This is a genomic window from Pseudomonas sp. CFSAN084952 (genome assembly GCF_009648855.1).
GTDB classification, from domain to species: Bacteria; Pseudomonadota; Gammaproteobacteria; order Pseudomonadales; family Pseudomonadaceae; genus Aquipseudomonas; species Aquipseudomonas paracarnis.
On the sequence record NZ_CP045767.1, the window covers coordinates 3642839 to 3662763 of the forward strand.

The 19925-nt window shown below is 60.3% G+C and carries 20 protein-coding genes; 2 read left to right on the forward strand and 18 right to left on the reverse strand.

Going from position 1 to position 19925, the window contains the following annotated elements:
• Positions 1 to 754 precede the first annotated feature (754 nt).
• The 14 genes from GH769_RS16460 to flhA form a co-directional block, all read right to left on the reverse strand.
• Complete coding sequence (locus GH769_RS16460; RefSeq protein WP_014719330.1) at positions 755 to 1147, reverse strand: DUF2802 domain-containing protein; 393 nt, start codon at positions 1145 to 1147, stop codon at positions 755 to 757.
• Positions 1148 to 1630, reverse strand: a complete 483-nt coding sequence (locus GH769_RS16465; RefSeq protein ID WP_003192896.1) for a chemotaxis protein CheW — start codon at positions 1628 to 1630, stop codon at positions 1148 to 1150. It abuts the gene before it with no gap.
• 79 nt (positions 1631 to 1709) lie between these two features.
• On the reverse strand, positions 1710 to 2501 hold the full coding sequence (locus tag GH769_RS16470) for a CheW domain-containing protein (protein WP_032902451.1): 792 nt from the start codon (positions 2499 to 2501) through the stop codon (positions 1710 to 1712).
• Positions 2501 to 3289, reverse strand: coding sequence for a ParA family protein (locus tag GH769_RS16475; RefSeq protein ID WP_014719332.1), 789 nt, complete (start codon positions 3287 to 3289; stop codon positions 2501 to 2503). The genes GH769_RS16470 and GH769_RS16475 overlap by 1 nt, the downstream gene beginning before the upstream one ends.
• Positions 3290 to 3340: 51 nt before the next feature.
• The gene (gene motD / locus GH769_RS16480; RefSeq protein WP_032902452.1) at positions 3341 to 4228 is read right to left on the reverse strand and encodes a flagellar motor protein MotD; all 888 of its coding nucleotides are present in this window, start codon (positions 4226 to 4228) and stop codon (positions 3341 to 3343) included.
• A gap of 205 nt (positions 4229 to 4433) precedes the next feature.
• Positions 4434 to 5174: a flagellar motor protein gene (locus tag GH769_RS16485; RefSeq protein ID WP_003192902.1), complete on the reverse strand. Its 741-nt coding sequence runs from the start codon at positions 5172 to 5174 to the stop codon at positions 4434 to 4436.
• The gene (locus GH769_RS16490; protein ID WP_003192904.1) at positions 5174 to 6304 is read right to left on the reverse strand and encodes a chemotaxis response regulator protein-glutamate methylesterase; all 1131 of its coding nucleotides are present in this window, start codon (positions 6302 to 6304) and stop codon (positions 5174 to 5176) included. The genes GH769_RS16485 and GH769_RS16490 overlap by 1 nt, the downstream gene beginning before the upstream one ends.
• 48 nt (positions 6305 to 6352) lie before the next feature.
• Positions 6353 to 8557, reverse strand: coding sequence for a chemotaxis protein CheA (locus tag GH769_RS16495; protein ID WP_032902453.1), 2205 nt, complete (start codon positions 8555 to 8557; stop codon positions 6353 to 6355).
• Positions 8558 to 8568: 11 nt separating this feature from the next.
• Positions 8569 to 9357, reverse strand: a complete 789-nt coding sequence (locus GH769_RS16500) for a protein phosphatase CheZ (RefSeq protein ID WP_003192906.1) — start codon at positions 9355 to 9357, stop codon at positions 8569 to 8571.
• An 18-nt stretch (positions 9358 to 9375) separates the two neighbouring features.
• Positions 9376 to 9750 carry a chemotaxis response regulator CheY gene (locus GH769_RS16505; protein WP_003192908.1) on the reverse strand — a complete coding sequence of 125 codons (375 nt, stop codon included), beginning with the start codon at positions 9748 to 9750 and terminating at the stop codon, positions 9376 to 9378.
• 167 nt (positions 9751 to 9917) lie between these two features.
• Positions 9918 to 10658, reverse strand: coding sequence for an RNA polymerase sigma factor FliA (gene fliA, locus GH769_RS16510; RefSeq protein ID WP_003192909.1), 741 nt, complete (start codon positions 10656 to 10658; stop codon positions 9918 to 9920).
• On the reverse strand, positions 10655 to 11488 hold the full coding sequence (gene fleN / locus GH769_RS16515; RefSeq protein ID WP_003192912.1) for a flagellar synthesis regulator FleN: 834 nt from the start codon (positions 11486 to 11488) through the stop codon (positions 10655 to 10657). Before fleN ends, fliA begins: the two co-directional genes overlap by 4 nt.
• A gap of 105 nt (positions 11489 to 11593) precedes the next feature.
• The gene (flhF, locus tag GH769_RS16520) at positions 11594 to 12910 is read right to left on the reverse strand and encodes a flagellar biosynthesis protein FlhF (RefSeq protein WP_019818351.1); all 1317 of its coding nucleotides are present in this window, start codon (positions 12908 to 12910) and stop codon (positions 11594 to 11596) included.
• 11 nt (positions 12911 to 12921) lie between these two features.
• Positions 12922 to 15036, reverse strand: a complete 2115-nt coding sequence (gene flhA / locus GH769_RS16525) for a flagellar biosynthesis protein FlhA (protein WP_019818353.1) — start codon at positions 15034 to 15036, stop codon at positions 12922 to 12924.
• 401 nt (positions 15037 to 15437) lie between these two features.
• Here flhA and GH769_RS16530 point away from each other — a divergent pair, with 401 nt between their 5' ends.
• Entirely contained in the window at positions 15438 to 15692 is a 255-nt protein-coding gene (locus GH769_RS16530) for a DUF6124 family protein (RefSeq protein ID WP_020302703.1), read from the forward strand.
• A 112-nt stretch (positions 15693 to 15804) separates the two neighbouring features.
• On the opposite strand, the gene GH769_RS16535 is transcribed toward GH769_RS16530, so the two are convergent.
• Positions 15805 to 16008, reverse strand: coding sequence for a cold-shock protein (locus GH769_RS16535; RefSeq protein ID WP_020302702.1), 204 nt, complete (start codon positions 16006 to 16008; stop codon positions 15805 to 15807).
• A gap of 385 nt (positions 16009 to 16393) precedes the next feature.
• Complete coding sequence (locus GH769_RS16540) at positions 16394 to 16570, reverse strand: cold-shock protein (protein ID WP_020302700.1); 177 nt, start codon at positions 16568 to 16570, stop codon at positions 16394 to 16396.
• Positions 16571 to 16853: 283 nt separating this feature from the next.
• Between GH769_RS16540 and GH769_RS16545 the strand changes: the two genes are divergently transcribed.
• Positions 16854 to 17966: a hypothetical protein gene (locus GH769_RS16545; protein ID WP_032902455.1), complete on the forward strand. Its 1113-nt coding sequence runs from the start codon at positions 16854 to 16856 to the stop codon at positions 17964 to 17966.
• Between the two features lie 33 nt (positions 17967 to 17999).
• On the opposite strand, the gene flhB is transcribed toward GH769_RS16545, so the two are convergent.
• Positions 18000 to 19136, reverse strand: a complete 1137-nt coding sequence (gene flhB, locus GH769_RS16550) for a flagellar biosynthesis protein FlhB (protein ID WP_019818363.1) — start codon at positions 19134 to 19136, stop codon at positions 18000 to 18002.
• A 3-nt stretch (positions 19137 to 19139) separates the two neighbouring features.
• Positions 19140 to 19925, reverse strand: coding sequence for a flagellar biosynthetic protein FliR (gene fliR / locus GH769_RS16555; protein WP_005790062.1), 786 nt, complete (start codon positions 19923 to 19925; stop codon positions 19140 to 19142).

Sequence of the window (19925 nt, forward strand, 5' to 3'; positions counted from 1 at the left end):
CCGAACGCAGGCTTGAATTCGTGGGTAACCCGGCAGGACGCCGGGTTAGCCGCCCCGCGCCATGGATGGCGCGTGGCGGCGGCCCACGGATTCAAGACTGTGTTCGGGCACACCGAGCCTAAGCGAGGTGCCGAGTGGTGGGGCAAGAGCGCTTTGCTTACTTTCGCGCTTTTCGAAAGTGAGCCGCCGTCAGGGCGGAACCCTAAGTGGCCGTTACCGCAGGAATGGATATGTACTCGCTATAACAGCGTCGCCTGTCAGGCCGCCTTCGCGAGCAAGCCCGCTCCCACAGTTGGATTGTGGGGTGTCAGGCAGAGAGGTGTCGGCTGATAGGTCGTCATCGCAGGCAAGCCAGCTCCCACAGTTGGATCGGGGGGTGTCAGGTAGAGAGGTGTCGGCTGGTAGGCCGTCATCGCAGGCAAGCCAGCTCCCACAGTTGGATCGGGGGGTGTCAGGTAGAGAGGTGTCGGCTGGTAGGCCGTCATCGCAGGCAAGCCAGCTCCCACAGTTGGATCGGGGGTGTCAGGTAGAGAGGTGTCGGCTGGTAGGCCGTCATCGCAGGCAAGCCAGCTCCCACAGTTGGATCGGGGGTGTCAGGTAGAGAGGTGTCGGCTGGTAGGCCGTCATCGCAGGCAAGCCAGCTCCCACAGTTGGATCGGGGGTGTCAGGTAGAGAGGTGTCGGCTGGTAGGCCGTCATCGCAGGCAAGCCAGCTCCCACAGTTGATCGCTGCGGCGGCCAAGCCGCGTCGAGAATCAGCCCTTGTGCAACTTGCTCATCAACTGCGCCTCGGCCTGGGTCAGCCCGCACGACTGGGTCAACTCATCCACCGTCGCCCCCATGCCAACCAGCTTGGCCGCCTGGGCAAACGACAGGTTCGACGGATCACGCTGCTCCAACTGCACCAACCTGTCCGGCAACGGCGCAAGAATCGCACGCAGTTCATGCACCTCATCCCCCACCCGCACCGCACTTTGCTGGTAATGATCAACGCGCTTGACCAGTTCCAGAATGCGCCGGTCACGCACCGCATCGCGCTCGGCCTGTTGCAAGGCCAACTCCCGCTGCTGGCGCACATAGCGCAGCACAAACGCCAAGGTCCCGGCCCACAACAGGGCCAGGACAATCACCGCTGCCTCAAGGAACAATCAGATGCTCTCCAGTTCCGACCACTCTTCTTCGCTCATCATCTTGTCCAGCTCAACCAGAATCAGCAGTTCGCCGTTCTTGTTGCACACGCCCTGGATGAACTTGGCCGACTCTTCGTTACCGACGTTCGGTGCGGTTTCCACTTCCGATTGGCGCAGGTAAACCACCTCGGCCACGCTGTCGACCAGGATGCCGACCACTTGCTTGTCGGCCTCGATGATCACGATACGGGTGTTGTCGCTGACTTCAACCGTGTCCAGGCCGAACCGCTGGCGGGTGTCGATCACCGTCACCACGTTGCCACGCAGGTTGATGATGCCCAGCACGTAGCTTGGCGCGCCTGGAACCGGGGCGATCTCGGTGTAGCGCAGCACTTCCTGCACGCGCATCACGTTAATGCCGTAGGTTTCGTTGTCCAGCTTGAAGGTCACCCATTGCAGGATCGGATCATCCAAACCTTGTGCGGACGCTGACTTGTTCATTCATCTGACCCCTTCAAATGCCGCTATCGACGGCGTGTGTGCACGTAGGCCGCGCAACCGCACGGCCCTTATTGTTCAATCAACTGCGTTTGTTCTGTGGCATTGCCTTCACCGCACCGCTGGCGATCAACTCGGCCAGTTCGGCGACATCCAGCAACGCGCACATGTGTTCAATCACCGTGCCCGCCAGCCACGGCCGCTGGCCGCGGTGGCTGCGCCATTTGATTTCATTGGGGTCCAGGCGCAACGAGCGGCTGACTTGATGCACCGCCAGCCCCCACTCGTAGCCCTGCACCGAGATCACGTATTGCAGGCCCTGGCGAAAATCATCGCGGTAGCGGTCGGGCATCACCCAGCGCGCCGTATCCAGCACCTTGAGGTTGCCGGCCTGGCTGGGCAGGATGCCGAGGAACCACTCCGGCTGCCCGAACAGCGGCGTCAGCTCCTGGCCTTCCAGGGAATAGATCGAGCCCAGGCACACCAGCGGCACCGCCAGGGTCAACCCGGCGACGTCGAACAGCAGGCACTCGAACGGCTCGGCAGCCCATGAGGGGCGACCGTCGCCCGTCACCGGTGGCGGCGTGATGCTGGGCGGCAGGTGCACGTCCACCAGCGGTTCGACCACCGGCGGCGCCACCACTGCCGGGGCGCTCGGCACCACCACGGGCGCCTCCACCCCCTGCGCATCCCGTGCCTGCTCTTCCATCACCGCCTGCTGGAATTCATCCAGCGGGCTTTCGGGTTCGACAGCAGGCTCAAGTACCAGAATCGGTTCTGGCAGTTCCTCGGCCGTCGCATCCTGCAGCAAGGCATCCAGGTAGGATTCCAGTGCCAGTTGCGGGCGGGTCTTGAATTCGACAGGACGGTTCATCACGCCACCTGCGCCACAAGTTGTTGCGACAGCAGGTGCTTGAGCAACGCACGGTAGGCCAGCACGCCACGGCTCTTGCCGTCGAACTGCGACGGTGTGAGCCCGGCACGGCTGGCGTCACGCAGGCGCGTGTCCACCGGGATGTAACCGTTCCAGATGGTGTCCGGGTAGGCATCGCGCAATACGCGCAAGGTGCCGAGGGACGCCTGGGTGCGACGGTCGAACAAGGTCGGCACGATGCTGAACGGCAGCGCCTGCTTGCGCGAACGGTTGATCATCGCCAGGGTGCTGACCATACGCTCCAGGCCCTTGACCGCCAGGTGCTCGGTCTGCACCGGGATCACCAATTGCTGGCTGGCCGCCAACGCGTTGACCATCAGCACGCCGAGCAACGGCGGGCTGTCGATGATCGCGTAATCGAAGTCCTGCCACAGCTGCGCCAGGGTCTTGGCGATCACCAGGCCCAGGCCGCTCTGGCCTGGCGACTGGCGCTCCAGCGTGGCCAGGGCGGTGCTCGACGGCAGCAGGGAAATGCTTTCGTTGCTGGTGGGCAACAGCAGTTGCCCAGGCAGATCCGCCGGCACGCTGCCCTTGTGCAAAAACAGGTCATAGCAGCTATGTTCCAGCGCATCCGGGTCGTAGCCGAAATAGCTGGTCATGGAACCGTGGGGGTCCAGGTCGACCACGACCACACGCTTGCCCGCTTCGGCCAGCAAACCGGCCAAGGCGATGGAAGTGGTGGTCTTGCCGACTCCACCCTTTTGATTGGCAACTGCCCAGACTCTCATTCGGTTGGTTCCTCCCGGCGGGCACAGGCGCGACCGAGACATTGCATACGGTTATTGAGCCAGCGACGGAGAATTGACGTTACTCGGTCGGACCGGCGGTTTGACAACGGGCGGTGCAGTTTGTGTGCCAGCACGCTTCAACGCCGCATCCGGGGTGGCATTGGCGGTGCCGGTTCCGGTCAGGCTGCGACGCACATCCAGGTTGCGCGAGACCACCAGCACCACCCGGCGGTTACGGGCGCGGCCTTCGACCGTGGCGTTATTGGCCACCGGCTGGAATTCACCATAGCCCACCGACGCCAGGCGCTGGGGGTTCACACCCTGCATCGCCAACATGCGCACGATGCTCGACGCGCGAGCCGAGGACAGTTCCCAGTTGGTCGGGTACTGCGCAGTGCTGATGGGAAAATTGTCGGTGAAGCCTTCCACGTGGATCGGGTTTTCAAACGGTTTGAGGATCGCCGCGACCTTGTCGATGATGGTGAACGCCTGGTCACTGGGCAATGCATCGGCACTAGCGAACAACAGGCTGGAGTTCAGCTCGATCTCCACCCACAACTCATTGCCACGCACCGTCATCTGGTTGGAGCTGATCAGGTCGCCAAAGGCGGCACTGATATCGTCGGCGATGCTCTTGAGCGGGTCGCTGGTGCCTTGGATACCGGCAGCGGTTTCATCACTGTCATTGACCAGAGGCTTGGCCGGGGTCACGGTCTTGGGCCGATCTTCGCCGATAGGGATCGGCTTGAGCGACCGCTCGGCATCGTTGAACACGCCCACCAGCGCCTGGGAAATGATCTTGTACTTGCCTTCGTTGATCGACGAGATCGAGTACATCACCACAAAAAACGCGAACAGCAAGGTGATGAAGTCCGCGTAGGACACCAACCAGCGTTCGTGGTTGACGTGTTCTTCAGGCTCGCGACGGCGACGGCTCACAGGCAAATACCTCCCTGACCGCTATTGGCCGCTTTACTGTGGCGAGCGAGCTTGCTCGCGCTGGGGCGCGAAGCGGCCCCCATCCAGGCAACGCATTTGTTCAGACAAATTGCTGTGCCTGGTTTTGGGGCTGCTTCGCAGCCCAGCGCGAGCAAGCTCGCTCGCCACATAAAGCTCACTGGCCACAGGTCAATGCGCATACCCATCAATCCATGAAGCCCTGAAGCTTCAATTCGATGGAGCGCGGGTTCTCGCCCTCGGCAATCGACAGGATGCCTTCGAGCAACATTTCGCGATAACGCGACTGGCGCATGGCAATCGACTTGAGCTTGCTGGCCACCGGCAGCAACACCAGGTTGGCACTGGCCACGCCGTAGATGGTCGCGACAAACGCCACGGCAATGCCGCTGCCCAGTTGCGAAGGGTCGGCCAGGTTGCCCATCACGTGGATCAGGCCCATCACCGCGCCGATGATGCCAATGGTCGGCGCGTAGCCGCCCATGCTTTCAAAGACTTTGGCCGCGTTGATGTCACGGCTTTCCTGAGTGTAGAAGTCCACTTCGAGGATGCTGCGGATCGCTTCCGGTTCGGCGCCATCGACCAACAGTTGCAGGCCTTTGCGCGCGTAGCTGTCAGGCTCGGCATCGGCCACGCCTTCCAGGCCCAGCAGGCCTTCCTTGCGGGCGGTGAGGCTCCAATTGACCACGCGGTCGATGCCGCCTGCCAGGTCGACCCGTGGCGGAAAAATGATCCACACCAGAATCTGCATGGCACGCTTGAATGAGCTCAGGGGCGACTGCAACAACGCCGCGCCCACGGTGCCACCGATCACGATCAGCGCTGCCGGGCCGTTGGCCAAGGCGCCGAGGTGGCCGCCTTCCAGGTAGTTGCCACCAATAATGGCGACAAACGCCATGGTGATGCCGATCAGGCTCAACACATCCATCAGAGGCAGGCCTCCACCAGGTGCTTGCCGATGTCGTCCAGGCTGTAGACCGCATCGGCCAGGTCAGCCTTGACGATGGCCATGGGCATGCCATAGATCACGCAACTGGCTTCATCCTGGGCCCAGATGGCGCTGCCGCCCTGCTTGAGCAGGCGCGCACCTTCACGGCCATCGGCGCCCATGCCGGTGAGCACCACCGCCAGAACTTTGTCGCCATAGGACTTGGCCGCCGAACCGAAGGTGATGTCCACACACGGCTTGTAGTTCAGGCGCTCATCGCCCGGCAGGATTTTGATCGCGCCACGCCCGTCCACCATCATCTGCTTGCCGCCCGGCGCCAGCAGTGCCAGGCCAGGACGCAGAATGTCGCCATCCTCGGCTTCCTTCACGGTGATACGGCACAGCTTGTCCAAGCGCTCGGCGAACGCCTTGGTGAATGCCGCCGGCATGTGCTGCACCAGCACAATCGGCGCAGGGAAGTTGGCCGGCAGTTGGGTCAATACCCGCTGCAAGGCCACCGGGCCGCCGGTGGAGGTGCCGATGGCGACCAGCTTGTAAGCCTTGCGCTTGGGTGCCGGCGAATGCGCACTCGGCGCTGCGGCGGCACGCACCGGCGCGACCGCAGGCCGGGCCACGGGCGCCGGGGCCGGGCGCGCAAACGACGAACTGGGCGCCGCTGCGGCGGGCGCAGGCGTAGGGGCTGGCGCAGGTGTGCTGAACAGGCTGCGACGGTTACTGCGGGAAATGCTGTGCACCTTCTCGCACAGCATCTGCTTGACCTTGTCGGGGTTGCGCGAGATGTCTTCGAAATTCTTCGGCAAAAAGTCCACCGCGCCGGCATCCAAAGCGTCGAGGGTCACCCGCGCGCCTTCGTGAGTCAGCGAGGAAAACATCAATACCGGTGTAGGGCAGCGTTGCATGATGTGGCGCACGGCCGTGATGCCATCCATCATCGGCATCTCGTAGTCCATGGTGATCACGTCCGGCTTCAAGGCAATGGCTTGATCGATCGCCTCTTTGCCGTTGGTGGCCGTGCCGACCACCTGGATCGTTGGATCAGCGGAAAGAATTTCCGAGACGCGGCGGCGGAAGAAACCCGAATCGTCCACCACCAGGACCTTGACTGCCATAAACACTCCGTTAGGCGGGGCGGGCATGACCGCCCTGCCCCACCAGAATCAAATACGCCGTGCGGCGTAACGCTTGAGCATGCTCGGAACATCGAGAATCAGTGCGATGCGACCGTCACCGGTAATGGTTGCGCCCGACATGCCTGGGGTTCCCTGCAGCATCTTGCCCAAAGGCTTGATCACCACTTCTTCCTGGCCCACCAGTTGGTCGACCACAAAGCCGATGCGCTGGGTACCCACGGACAGAATCACCACATGACCTTCGCGTTGTTCTTCATGGGCGGCCGAGGCCACCAGCCAACGCTTGAGGTAGAACAGCGGCAACGCCTTGTCACGCACGATCACCACTTCCTGGCCGTCCACCACGTTAGTGCGCGACAGGTCGAGGTGGAAGATCTCGTTGACGTTGACCAGCGGGAAGGCGAACGCCTGGTTGCCCAGCATCACCATCAGGGTCGGCATGATCGCCAGGGTCAACGGCACCTTGATGACGATCTTGGAGCCCTGGCCCTTGGTCGAGTAGATATTGATCGAGCCGTTGAGCTGGCTGATCTTGGTCTTCACCACGTCCATGCCCACGCCACGCCCGGACACGTCGGAGATCTCGGTTTTGGTCGAAAAGCCCGGGGCAAAGATCAGGTTGTAGCACTCGGTGTCGGTCAGGCGGTCGGCGGCGTCCTTGTCCATCACGCCGCGCTTGACCGCGATATTGCGCAAGATGGTCGGGTCCATGCCTTTGCCGTCATCGGTGATCGACAGCAGGATGTGGTCGCCCTCTTGCTCCGCCGCCAAAATCACTTTGCCGTTGCGGGACTTGCCCGCAGCTTCGCGTTCTTCCGGAGTTTCTACGCCGTGGTCGACCGCGTTGCGCACCAAGTGGACCAGCGGGTCAGCCAGAGCCTCGACGAGGTTTTTGTCGAGGTCGGTTTCTTCGCCCACCAGTTCCAGGTTGATTTCTTTCTTGAGCTGGCGCGCCAGGTCACGAACCAGGCGCGGGAAACGGCCGAAGACTTTCTTGATCGGCTGCATCCGCGTTTTCATCACCGCGGTTTGCAGGTCGGCGGTGACCACGTCGAGGTTCGACACGGCCTTCTGCATGGCTTCGTCGCCGCTGTTCAGGCCCAGGCGCACCAGGCGGTTACGCACCAGCACCAGTTCGCCCACCATGTTCATGATGTCGTCCAGGCGCGCGGTATCCACACGCACGGTGGTTTCGGCTTCGCTGGCAGGTTTTTCCGCTGCCGCTGGGGCCGCTGCACGCGCAGGGGCCGGGGCGGCGGCAGGTGCTGGCTTGGCTGCCGGCGCAGGTTTGGCAGCAACCGGTGCCGCAATGGCTGGTGCTGCAACCTGCGCGGCCGCGGCCGGGGCAACTTCGCTGAACTTGCCTTTGCCGTGCAGCTCGTCGAGCAAGGCTTCGAATTCGTGATCCGAGATCAACCCGTCACCGGCCGGTGCGGTACTGGCCGCTGGCGCAGCGGCGGCGGCAGTCGCTGCAACCTCGGGCAGGGCTTCGGCCACAAAGGTGCCTTTGCCATGCAGTTGGTCGAGCAGTGCCTCGAATTCGTCGTCGGTAATGTCAGTGCTGGTGTTGGCAGCGGGTGCTTCTGGCGTCGCCGCAGGAGGTGCCACGGCATCCGCCGCGAACTGGCCTTTGCCGTGCAACTGGTCGAGCAACGACTCGAACTCGGCGTCGGTAATGTCTTCACTGCTCGGCGTCGCGGCAGGCTGCACCGGCGCTTCAGCCTCGGCCTTGACCGCGCTGAGGGAGTTGAGCAGTTGTTCGAACTCGCTGTCGGTCACGTCCGGCTCGGCTTGCGCCACCGGCTCCGGTGCGGCCTCGACCACCGGCGCAGCCGCGGTATCGGCAGGTTCGGCCAGGCGCGCCAGGGCGGCCAGCAGTTCCGGCGTGGCGGCAGTGATCGGTGCACGTTCACGCACTTGGCTGAACATGCCGTTGACCGCATCCAGTGCTTCGAGAATCACGTCCATCAGTTCCGAGTCGACGTGACGCTCACCCTTGCGCAGGATGTCGAAAACGTTCTCGGCGATGTGACAGCACTCCACCAGCTCATGGAGCTGGAGGAAGCCGGCGCCCCCTTTTACAGTGTGAAAACCGCGAAAAATTGCATTGAGCAGGTTCGCATCATCCGGTCGGCTTTCCAGCTCGACCAGTTGTTCGGACAGTTGCTCTAGAATTTCGCCGGCCTCTACAAGGAAATCCTGAAGGATTTCTTCATCGGCGCCGAAGCTCATGTGGGTGCTCCTTAGAAGCCTAAACTGGATAACAGGTCATCTACGTCATCCTGACCTGACACAACGTCTTCACGTTTATCGGCATGAATCTGCGGACCTTCACCCTTGGCGAGATGTTTTTGTGGATCTTTTTCAGAGAGGATCGCTTCACGGTCATGTTCGATGCCGGCAAAACGATCGACCTGGCCGGCCATCAGCACCAATTTGAGCAAGTTGCTTTCCACTTCGGTAACCAACTGGGTCACGCGCTTGATCACCTGGCCGGTGAGGTCCTGGTAATCCTGGGCCAGCAGGATGTCGTTGAGGTTGCTGGCCACCGTGCGGTTTTCCTGTTCGCTGCGCGACAGGAACCCGTCGACGCGACGCGCCAGTTCACGAAACTCTTCAGCGCCCACTTCGCGGCGCATGAAGCGGCCCCAGTCCTGGCTCAAGGCCTGGGCTTCGGTGGCCATGCCGTTGACCAGGGGCGTGGCGTTTTCCACCAGGTCCATGGTGCGGTTGGCCGCCGCCTCAGTCAGCCTGACCACATAGGACAGGCGCTCGGTGGCGTCGGTAATCTGGGAAATTTCTTCGGCCTGGGGCATGCGCGGGTCAATCTGGAAATTGACGATTGCGCTGTGCAGCTCGCGTGTGAGCTTGCCCACTTCCTGGTACAGGCCGCGGTCACGGGTCTGGTTAAGCTCATGGATCAACTGCACCGCATCGGCGAACTGGCCTTTTTCCAGGCTGTCGACCAACTGGTGAGCATGTTTTTTCAGGGTCGACTCAAAGTCGCCCTGTGACGTTTCGTTATGCTCCATAGCTCCCCCGCGATGGCATTAGCCGTGGATGCGTTCGAAGATTTTCTCGATCTTCTCTTTCAAGGCCAGTGCCGTGAATGGTTTGACCACATAACCGTTGACCCCGGCTTGGGCGGCTTCGATGATCTGTTCGCGCTTGGCTTCGGCGGTCACCATCAGCACAGGCAAGCTGCGCAGTTTTTCATCGGCGCGCACATGGCGCAGCAGGTCGATACCGGTCATGCCCGGCATGTTCCAGTCGGTTACCAGAAAGTCGATGCTCCCGCTGTTGAGGATCGGAATGGCCGTCAGGCCGTCATCCGCCTCGACCGTGTTGGTGAACCCAAGGTCACGCAACAGGTTTTTAATGATCCGCCGCATCGTTGAGAAGTCATCAACGATGAGGATTTTCATGTTCTTGTCCAATTCGACCTCCAAGCAGTCTTAAACGCGCCCAGCACCTGGACGCGCCATTTCAATCAACAGGCGTTACACAAAAAGGACTGCCCAGGGCACCACGGCACACAGCCGCGAAACCTTGCGATCTCACGGCAGCGTCTGCAGTGCCCCCACACTGCCTGTCAGCGCGCGCGCCACTCGGCCAATCGCCCCCGCAAGCGGGCTGCGCACTGGCTATGCAACTGGCTGACACGCGATTCGCTGACCCCCAGGACCTCACCGATTTCCTTGAGGTTCAGCTCTTCGTCGTAGTACAGCGCCAGCACCAGCCGCTCACGCTCCGGCAAGTTGGCGATTGCATCGGCCAACGCGCCCTGGAAACGTTCATCTTCCAGGTCGCGTGACGGCTCCGTATGCGCGCTCGCGCCGTCCTCGTGCAGCCCTTCGTGTTCGCCGTCCTGTAAAAGGTCGTCAAAACTGAACAGGCGGCTGCCCAAGGTATCGTTCAAAATCCCGTAATAATCGTCGAGACTCAATTGGAGTTCGGCCGCAACTTCATGATCTTTAGCGTCACGACCGGTTTTTGCTTCAATTGCTCGAATTGCATCACTGACCATGCGCGTATTGCGGTGTACCGAACGCGGCGCCCAATCGCCTTTACGCACCTCGTCGAGCATCGCGCCACGGATACGGATACCCGCATACGTTTCGAAACTGGCACCCTTGCTGGCGTCGTATTTGGTCGAGACTTCAAGCAGGCCGATCATGCCGGCCTGGATCAAGTCTTCAACCTGCACACTCGCGGGCAGGCGCGCCAACAGGTGATAGGCAATGCGCTTGACCAACGGCGCATAGCGCTCGATCAATTCGCCCTGGCTGTCACGTGCCGACTTTTTGTAAAGGTTGTAGCCGCTGGATGTCATAGCACCGGTCCTGCGCTCGTCTGATGCACCAAACGCTCGACGAAAAACTCCAGATGCCCCCGCGGGTTGGCGGGCAACGGCCAGGTATCGACCTTCTGGGCAATGGCCTTGAACGCCAGTGCGCATTTCGAACGAGGGAACGCTTCGTAGACCGCACGCTGCTTTTGCACGGCCTTGCGCACACACTCGTCATAGGGAACTGCGCCGACGTATTGTAAAGCCACATCGAGGAAGCGGTCCGTGACCTTGGTCAACTTGGCGAACAGGTTGCGCCCTTCCTGCGGGCTCTGGGCCATGTTGGCCAGCACGCGGAAGCGATTCATGCCGTAGTCACGGTTAAGCAGTTTGATCAGCGCGTAGGCATCGGTGATCGAGGTGGGCTCGTCGCACACCACCAACAGCACTTCCTGCGCTGCGCGCACAAAGCTGACCACCGACTCGCCGATCCCGGCGGCGGTGTCGATCACCAGCACGTCGAGGTTGTCGCCGATGTCGCTGAACGCCTGGATCAGCCCGGCATGCTGCGCGGGGCTCAGGTGCACCATGCTCTGGGTGCCCGAGGCCGCCGGCACGATGCGAATGCCACCAGGGCCCTGGAGCAGCACATCGCGCAGCTCGCAGCGGCCCTCGATCACATCGGCCAGGGTATGTTTGGGTGTCAGCCCCAGGAGGACGTCCACGTTCGCCAAGCCCAGGTCAGCATCCAGCAGCATGACGCGACGGCCAAGCTCTGCCAGGGCCAGGGACAAATTCACTGACACGTTAGTTTTCCCGACGCCACCTTTGCCGCCGGTCACCGCGATCACCTGTACGGGATGCATGCTGCCCATTTTATTTCTTTACCTTGTCTTGCTTAGACGCAGGCTACATGGCTTGGCCGCGTGAATCGCTTGCAGACCATCGATGTAGGTACATTTCACGGTGTTCATCCTGCCTCAACCCACCCGTTTAGCCGGGTGGTGGTAAAGGTCGGCGAACATATCGGCCATCGCTTCCTCGCTAGGCTCGTCTTGCATTTGCACACTCACGGCACGGCTGACCAACTGATGACGGCGCGGCAGATGCAGATCATCCGGGATCCGCGGCCCGTCGGTGAGGTAGGCAACCGGTAATTCATGGCTGATGGCCAGGCTCAATACCTCGCCCAGGCTCGCGGTTTCGTCGAGTTTGGTGAGGATGCAGCCGGCCAGGCCGCAACGCTTGTAGCTGTGATAGGCAGCGGTAAGAACCTGTTTCTGGCTGGTGGTTGCAAGCACCAGGTAATTTTTCGACTTGATGCCACGCCCGGCCAGGCTTTCGAGCTGCATGCGCAGCGCTGGATCACTGGCTTGCAGGCCGGCGGTATCGATCAGCACCACGCGCTTGCGCAGCAACGGCTCGAGGGCATTGGCCAGGGACTGGCCCGGGTCGACATGGGTCACCGGCACGTTGAGAATGCGGCCCAGGGTCTTGAGCTGCTCCTGGGCGCCGATGCGGTAGCTGTCCATGCTCACCAACGCGATATTCTGTGCGCCGTACTTAAGCACATAACGGGCGGCCAGCTTGGCCAGGGTGGTGGTCTTGCCCATGCCGGCGGGGCCGACCATGGCGATCACACCGCCCTCTTCCAGGGGTTCGATTTCCGGCGTGGCGATCATGCGCGCCAGATGCGCCAGCAACATGCGCCAGGCCTGACGAGGTTCTTCGACTTCGGCGGTCAAGGCCAGCAGGTCGCGGGACAACGGGCCGGACAAGCCGATGCGTTGCAAGCGGCGCCACAGGTTGGCTTGCTGGGGCTTGCTGCCTTGCAACTGAGTCCAGGCCAACGAGCCCAGCTGCACTTCGAGCAATTCACGCAGGCCATTGAGTTCAAAGCGCATCGAGTCGATCACACGCTGGTCAACTGCGGCGGCCGGGGCAGGCGCTGCAGGACGCGGCGGTTCGACAAAGGTGGGCTCAACCAGCGGCTCGGCGGCGGTCAGCGGCAGGCCGGCGAATAATTGGCGATTGGTGCTGGCATCGCTGTCACCGCGCATGCTCAGTTCAGCCTGGGCCGACACAATGCGCGAGGCGGTCTTGCGCAGCTCGTCTTCGAGTTCCATGTTCGGCACGCGCGGGGCCAGCGCCTGGGGCGTGTAATCCAGGGCAGCCGTCAGCTCGACACCGCCGGCAATCCGACGGTTACCGATAATCGCGGCATCGGCGCCCAGCTCATCGCGGACCAACTTCATGGCCTGACGCATATCGGCGGCGAAAAAACGCTTAACTTGCATAACCCACTACCTCAGCCATTGGGCCCAACTGTCGCGACGATAGTCACTTGCTTATTGTCAGGAATTTCCTGGTAAGCCAACACGTGCAAATTCGGTACAGCCAGGCGTCCAAACCGCGACAACATCGCGCGAACCGGGCCGGCCACCAGCAGGATCACCGGGTTGCCCTGCATTTCCTGGCGCTGTGCGGCGTCGATCAACGAACGCTGCAGCTTTTCAGCCATGCTTGGCTCCAGTAAAACGCCCTCTTCCTGGCCTTGCCCTGCCTTCTGAATACTATTGAGCAATATTTGTTCCAACCTGGGTTCCAAGGTGATCACAGGCAGCTCGGACTCAGTCCCTACAATGCTTTGCACGATTGCGCGGGACACCCCGACACGCACCGCCGCCACCAGAGCGGCAGTATCTTGACTCTTGGCGGCATTGTTGGCGATGGCCTCGGCAATGCTGCGAATGTCGCGCACAGGCACCTGTTCGGCCAACAGCGCTTGCAACACCTTGAGCAACTGCGACAACGACAGCACGCCAGGCACCAGCTCTTCGGCCAGTTTTGGCGACGATTTGGCCAGCAAGCCCATCAATTGCTGGACTTCCTCGTGGCCGATCAGCTCGTGGGAGTGCTTGTAGAGAATCTGGTTGAGGTGCGTGGCGACCACGGTGCTGGCATCCACCACGGTGTAACCGAGGGACTGCGCCTGGCTGCGCTGGCTGACTTCGATCCACACCGCTTCCAGGCCGAAAGCCGGATCTTTGGCGGTGATGCCGTTGAGCGTACCGAACACTTGGCCGGGGTTGATCGCCAGTTCGCGGTCCGGGTAGATCTCGGCTTCGGCCAGGATCACCCCCATCAGGGTCAGGCGATAGGCGCTGGGGGCCAGGTCGAGGTTGTCACGGATATGCACAGTGGGCATCAGGAAGCCCAAGTCCTGCGACAGCTTCTTGCGCACGCCCTTGATTCGCGCCAGCAGTTGCCCACCCTGGTTGCGGTCGACCAGCGGGATCAGGCGGTAGCCGACTTCCAGGCCGATCATGTCGATGGGCGTGACGTCGTCCCAGCCCAGTTCCTTGGTTTCCTGGGCACGGGCCGGGGATGGCAGCAGATCCTGTTGACGGGCAATCTCCTGCTCGGCCTGGACCTTGACCTGGTTCTGCTTCTTCCAGAACAGGTACGCCGCGCCACCCGCCAGGGCCGCCATGCTCAGGAACGAGAAGTGCGGCATGCCCGGCACGATACCCATGATCGCCATAATGCCCGCCGCCACGGCCAGGGCCTTGGGCGAAGCGAACATCTGCCGGCTGATCTGCTTGCCCATGTCTTCGGAGCCCGAAGCACGGGTAACCATGATGGCCGCCGCTGTGGATAACAACAGTGATGGCAATTGCGCCACTAAACCGTCACCAATGGTCAGCAAGGCGTACACCTTGCCGGCATCGCCGAAGGTCATGCCGTGCTGGAAGATACCGACCGCCATGCCGCCGATCAGGTTGATAAACAGAATCAACAGGCCAGCGATGGCGTCACCGCGCACAAATTTGCTGGCGCCGTCCATGGAGCCGTAGAACTCGGCTTCCTGAGCAACTTCGGCCCGGCGCGACTTGGCTTGGTTCTGGTCGATCAAGCCGGCGTTGAGGTCGGCGTCGATGGCCATCTGCTTGCCGGGCATGGCGTCGAGGGTAAACCGCGCGCTCACCTCGGAAATCCGCCCGGCGCCCTTGGTCACCACCACAAAGTTGATGATCATCAGGATCGCGAACACCACGATACCGACCACGTAGTTACCGCCGATCACCACCTCACCGAAGGCCTGGATCACCTTACCGGCAGCGGCATGGCCGTCCTGGCCGTGGAGCATCACCACCCGCGTGGAGGCGACGTTCAATGCCAGACGTAGCAGGGTCGCCACCAGCAGAATCGTCGGGAACACCGCGAAATCCAGCGGCCGCAAGGCGTACACGCACACCAGCAAGACCACGACAGACAGGGCAATGTTGAAGGTAAAGAACACGTCGAGCAGGAAGGGCGGCATCGGCAACATCATCATTGCCAGCATCACCAGCAACAACAACGGCACACCCAGATTGCCCCGCGACAGGTCAGTCAGGGTGCCACGGGCCGTGTTGAGCATTTGAGAGCGATCTACCACCGGTATTCCTCGGGTCCTTGAAGCAAAGTTTTGACGCTGGAGGGCGACTTGGAGGCGGGGTTGCAAGAAGCCTTCCAACTTTGGTTTTGGGATGATTCTCGAGTGCTAGCCGATTCAAGTGTGGGAGCTGGCTTGCCTGCGATTGCGGTGTGTCAGCCACTGAGATATTGGCTGTAAATCAGCTATCGCAGGCCAGCCAGCTCCCACATTTGGATTTGTGTGCACCTTGGATATCGAGGAAATTTCCGATAAGGATTTGGGGTTGCCCCTAGGAAACTCGCTCTCTAGTCTCCGTACACCGCTGCAAACGCAGCGGACGGGCGTCGCGGCCCGGATTACCTAGGAGCAAAAGCACCCTCTCCCTTTCTAAAAGGAGCTTCACAGTGATCAAACACGCCTCAAATTCCCCCACCCGGCTGTTTACCGTAGCCGACGGCATCAGCAGCGAAGACCTGCTGGTCAACCTCAGTGAAACACTTGCTTCGGCCAATGCGCTGAGCTGCGACTTGGCCTTTGACCTGGAAGGTTCGAAACGAGAGGAATTGCTCGGCGTTGCGCAGTTGATCGAACTCGCGCAGTTACTGGCTGATCGCCTGCACGTTGGCGCCACAATGGCGGGCAAAGCAAGCAGCGGATAATACGGGCAAGGGTGGGAGCTGGCTTGCCTGCGATTGCGGTGTGTCAGCCACTGGGATATTGGCTGTGAGTCAGCCATCGCAGGCAAGCCAGCTCCCACCTGTGATTCAGTTTTTAAACTGGCCGTATATTGTAAGCCTGTGGGCCTTTTGGACCTTGTGTGATGTCAAACTCTACTTTTTGATTCTCCTCCAGGCTTTTGTACCCAGCCGTCGCAATTGCCGAGTAATGGGCAAACACATCGGGCCCTTCATCATCTTGGGTAATAAAACCAAATCCCTTCTCCGCGTTAAACCACTTCACCGTGCCAGTTGCCATTGCCATTCTCCCTACACTTCACTTGAGACCCGGTTCACCTGGGTTGCACCGTTTGATAGGCAACGCATAAATACCCTCGGGTCGATGGACCATTTGGAACTCCATGCGCTTGCCAAACCACAGCGCGGTGCAACGCCAGTCTCTGCCATTGATAAACACATCCTCTCCCCCGCCATCGGGCTTGATCAACCAATCGCCTCTGAGCCAGACGTAATACCTGACCGTACCCGTAGCCACCTTCACAACCGCTCTCCCTGCATCTCGTTACTACATACGCGCAGTGCATGGTGGGTAATAAAACAGCGGGCAGCGCCCGTTGGCTACTGTCAGAGTTGACAGGTAGACGCGGGCTTTCAATGGGTGATAGGCATGGCAACGTTGCGGATCATGCATCCGCTGATTTTTTGCGTTTGCGCGGTTTGCGCTGCTTGGCAGGCGCTTGCGGGATTTCAGCACATGTGACATTCATCGATTGGACGGCAACCTCGTTGCCATCGCGATCCCGCACAATAAAGCCGATGCCTTTGACCGCATCGAACCACCTGACCGTACCCCTATCCATCACCGCCTCCCGAGCCGCGCATGGCTGCGCGCCTCATCGCTGTATCAAACAGTGAAGGCGGCGTAATGGCTACTGTCAAAGTTGACAGGTAAGACCGGGTTTGAATCCTGATGAAGTCATCATGATAGGTACTTCGACGCCTGCGAAAACGCTATCGGGCCTAGGGATAAAGATTTTGTGGAACCGGTACGACATTTTTTGTCACTCAACTCGCTGAGCGATCAGCTCTTTAAAATCACCCTTCCCTAGGGTGGATAAGCGATTAAAAAATAGCGGCGAAACCATGGACTTAAATTTAAACGCATTAAACACCTTTTTTCGCTTTGCCTCCTCAGAGGCTGAAACGGTTGAATCAGGGCCCCCTAAAGCTGAGTACGTTTGGGCGCCAGCGCCGTCGACGGGCGAAACTAAACTGGTACCAGATCTGAAAAAAACGCTATTCGAGATTTTAGGCAATGAAGTGGATTCACCCGCAGCGTTCGATAAGTTGATCGAAAAACTCAAGGTGATGCCGCAAAAAGATCTGAAAGCCTATCTACAGCGTTTTGAATCAGCCCTGTCACCTGAACGATTCAAACGCCTGCAGGACGATCTTAATTTGGTAAGAGGAGGCTGGACATCTGACCCGCGCGGGATTCCAGGTGATGGTGGCAGCAATTCCCAAAACGTCGACATGAGCCTTTACCCCGCGGGCGAGGTCATCAGTGACAAGCCCCTGATGAAGGCGGACAGCTTCTATCACTATCATCCTGGTGGGTCTGAACCCGGAAAAAAGCCAGAAAATATCTATAGTGGTTTCAGCCAAGGTTATGAAGATAACTGTGTAATTACTTCCTGGATCAAGGCAGGGATGGCGCTGTTTGGTCAAAAGGATGTCTTTGAAGCGGTAAAGGAAGTCGCTCAGGGTTATTTCGTGACCATGCGCGACGGTTTCAAACTGTACCTGTCAAAAGGCGAGTTACAGTTGGCAGCCCGCAATTCAGGGTATAAAGGCGATGATCCGGTGATGCTCACCGACGCTAACTTTATGTTCGCAGTGGCTGCCAAGCGAGCACAACTGGTAAATAGCTATGATCGTGTTGGACAGAGCTACGCTAATGGCGTGAAAAGCCTTAACGATGGAGCTTCTCCCTGGGAAGGGTATGAACTCCTTGGGTTAAAGGATCACATTAAACCCGGCCGCGATAGTAACGCGAAGTTGAAGGAGCTGGAAACTCCGGGTGAAATCGGGGTTGCCAGCGCTCCAGGCCACAATTTTTTGGTAGTGGATGGCCGGCAAGAGCTCTTTGGAACCCGTGGCGGTAAACCAGACCCTACACTTGTAGAGCAGGTGTACGTGCTGCAATTATCGAAAGTCGAAGCACCCCAAAGCGATACTCCCGAGCGACTTAAATAACTACGGTTTACCACAGCCGCGGCGCATTGAGCCTCAGGAATCCCGACGCAAATCCGGCGGAATCGGCAAATCCTTGAGCGGATCAGGCCGCTTGCCCTTGCCGGCGCGGTATTGGCGGATTTGGTAAACGTAGGCCAGTACCTGTGCAACGGCCAGGTACAAGCCGGCCGGGATTTCCTGGTCGAGGTCGGTGGAATAGAAAATCGAGCGCGCCAACGCCGGCGATTCCAGCAACAGAATGTCGTTGGCCACGGCGATTTCGCGGATTTTCAACGCGGTGAAGTCGCTGCCCTTGGCCAGCAGCATCGGTGCGCCACCCTTCTCCGGGTCGTATTTGAGCGCCACGGCGTAGTGGGTCGGGTTGGTGATGATCACATCGGCGTCGGGCACCGAGGCCATCATCTTGCGCTGGGACATTTCCCGCTGCAGTTGGCGGATGCGTTGCTTGACCTCGGGGCGGCCTTCCTGGTCCTTGTGCTCGTCGCGCACTTCCTGCTTAGTCATCAGCAGTTTCTTGTGGCTTTCCCACAGTTGGATCGGCGCATCCACGGCGGCGATCAGGATCAGCCCGAGGGCCATCCACAGTGCGCTCCAGCCCACCACCTGCACGCTGTGGATGATCGCCGATTCCAGCGGTTCATGGGCAATGCGCAGCAAGTCGTCGATGTCGGATGACAACACCGCCAACGCCACGAACAGAATCAGGAAAAACTTGGCCAGGGCCTTGAGCAATTCAATCAGGGCCTTGGCAGAGAACATGCGCTTGAGCCCCGCCCCCGGGTTCATGCGGCTGAACTTGGGCGCCATGCTGCCCGCGGCAAACAACCAGCCGCCGAGGGCGACCGGGCCGATCAGCGCGGCCAGCAGCAAAGTGATCAAGATCGGCTGCACCGCCAACAGGGCGATTTTGCCTGAGTGCAGCAGGTACTGGGCCATGGCGTCGGGGTTGAGCAGCACTTCGCGGGGCAAGCTGAAGTTGTGCTTCATCATCTCCAGCAGGTCCAGCGCCAGGCCTCCCCCGTAGATCAACAAGGCCCCGGCACCGGCGATCATGGTGGCGAAAGTGTTGAGCTCTTTGGAGCGTGCGATCTCGCCCTTTTCCCTGGAGTCCTTTTTACGTTTCTCCGTGGGGTCTTCTGTTTTGTCCTGACCACTCTCGCTCTCGGCCATGGCTCAGCGCGCCCGTGCCAGGTCACGTAAGAACTGCAAGGCGTCGGTGGCCAGCGGTTGATACTGATTGAGAATGTCAGCCAGGCCGACCCAGAAAATCCCCATACCCAACACCAGGGTCAGCGGGAAACCAATCGAGAAGATGTTCAGTTGCGGCGCCGCGCGGGTCATCACGCCGAACGCGATATTGACCACCAGCAGCGCCGTGATCGCCGGCAACACCAGCAACAGCGCCGCGCCCAGCACCCAACCGAGGCGCCCCACCAGTTCCCAGAAGTGGTTGACCACCAAGCCTGCGCCCACCGGCAAGGTGGTGAAACTCTCGGTCAGCACCTCGAACGCCACCAGGTGACCGTTCATGGCCAGGAATAGCAAGGTCACCAGCATGGTCAGAAACTGCCCGATCACCGCCGCCGACACGCCGTTGGTGGGGTCGACCATGGACGCGAAGCCCATGCCCATCTGGATCGAAATAATTTGCCCGGCCACCACAAAGGCCTGGAAAAACAGGGTCAGGGAAAACCCCAGCATGGCACCGATCAGAATCTGTTCGGCAATCAGCAACAAGGCGCTAAGGTCCAGTGCGTTCACCGGCGGCATCGGCGGCAGGCCCGGCACGATCACCACGGTGATCGCCACAGCGAAATACAGGCGCACACGACGCGGTACCAACGTGGTGCCGAACACCGGCATGGCCATCAACATCGCCGTGACGCGAAACAGCGGCAGGATGAACGAGGCCACCCAGGTACTGATCTGGGTGTCGGTCAAGGCCAGCAAGGATTGCAT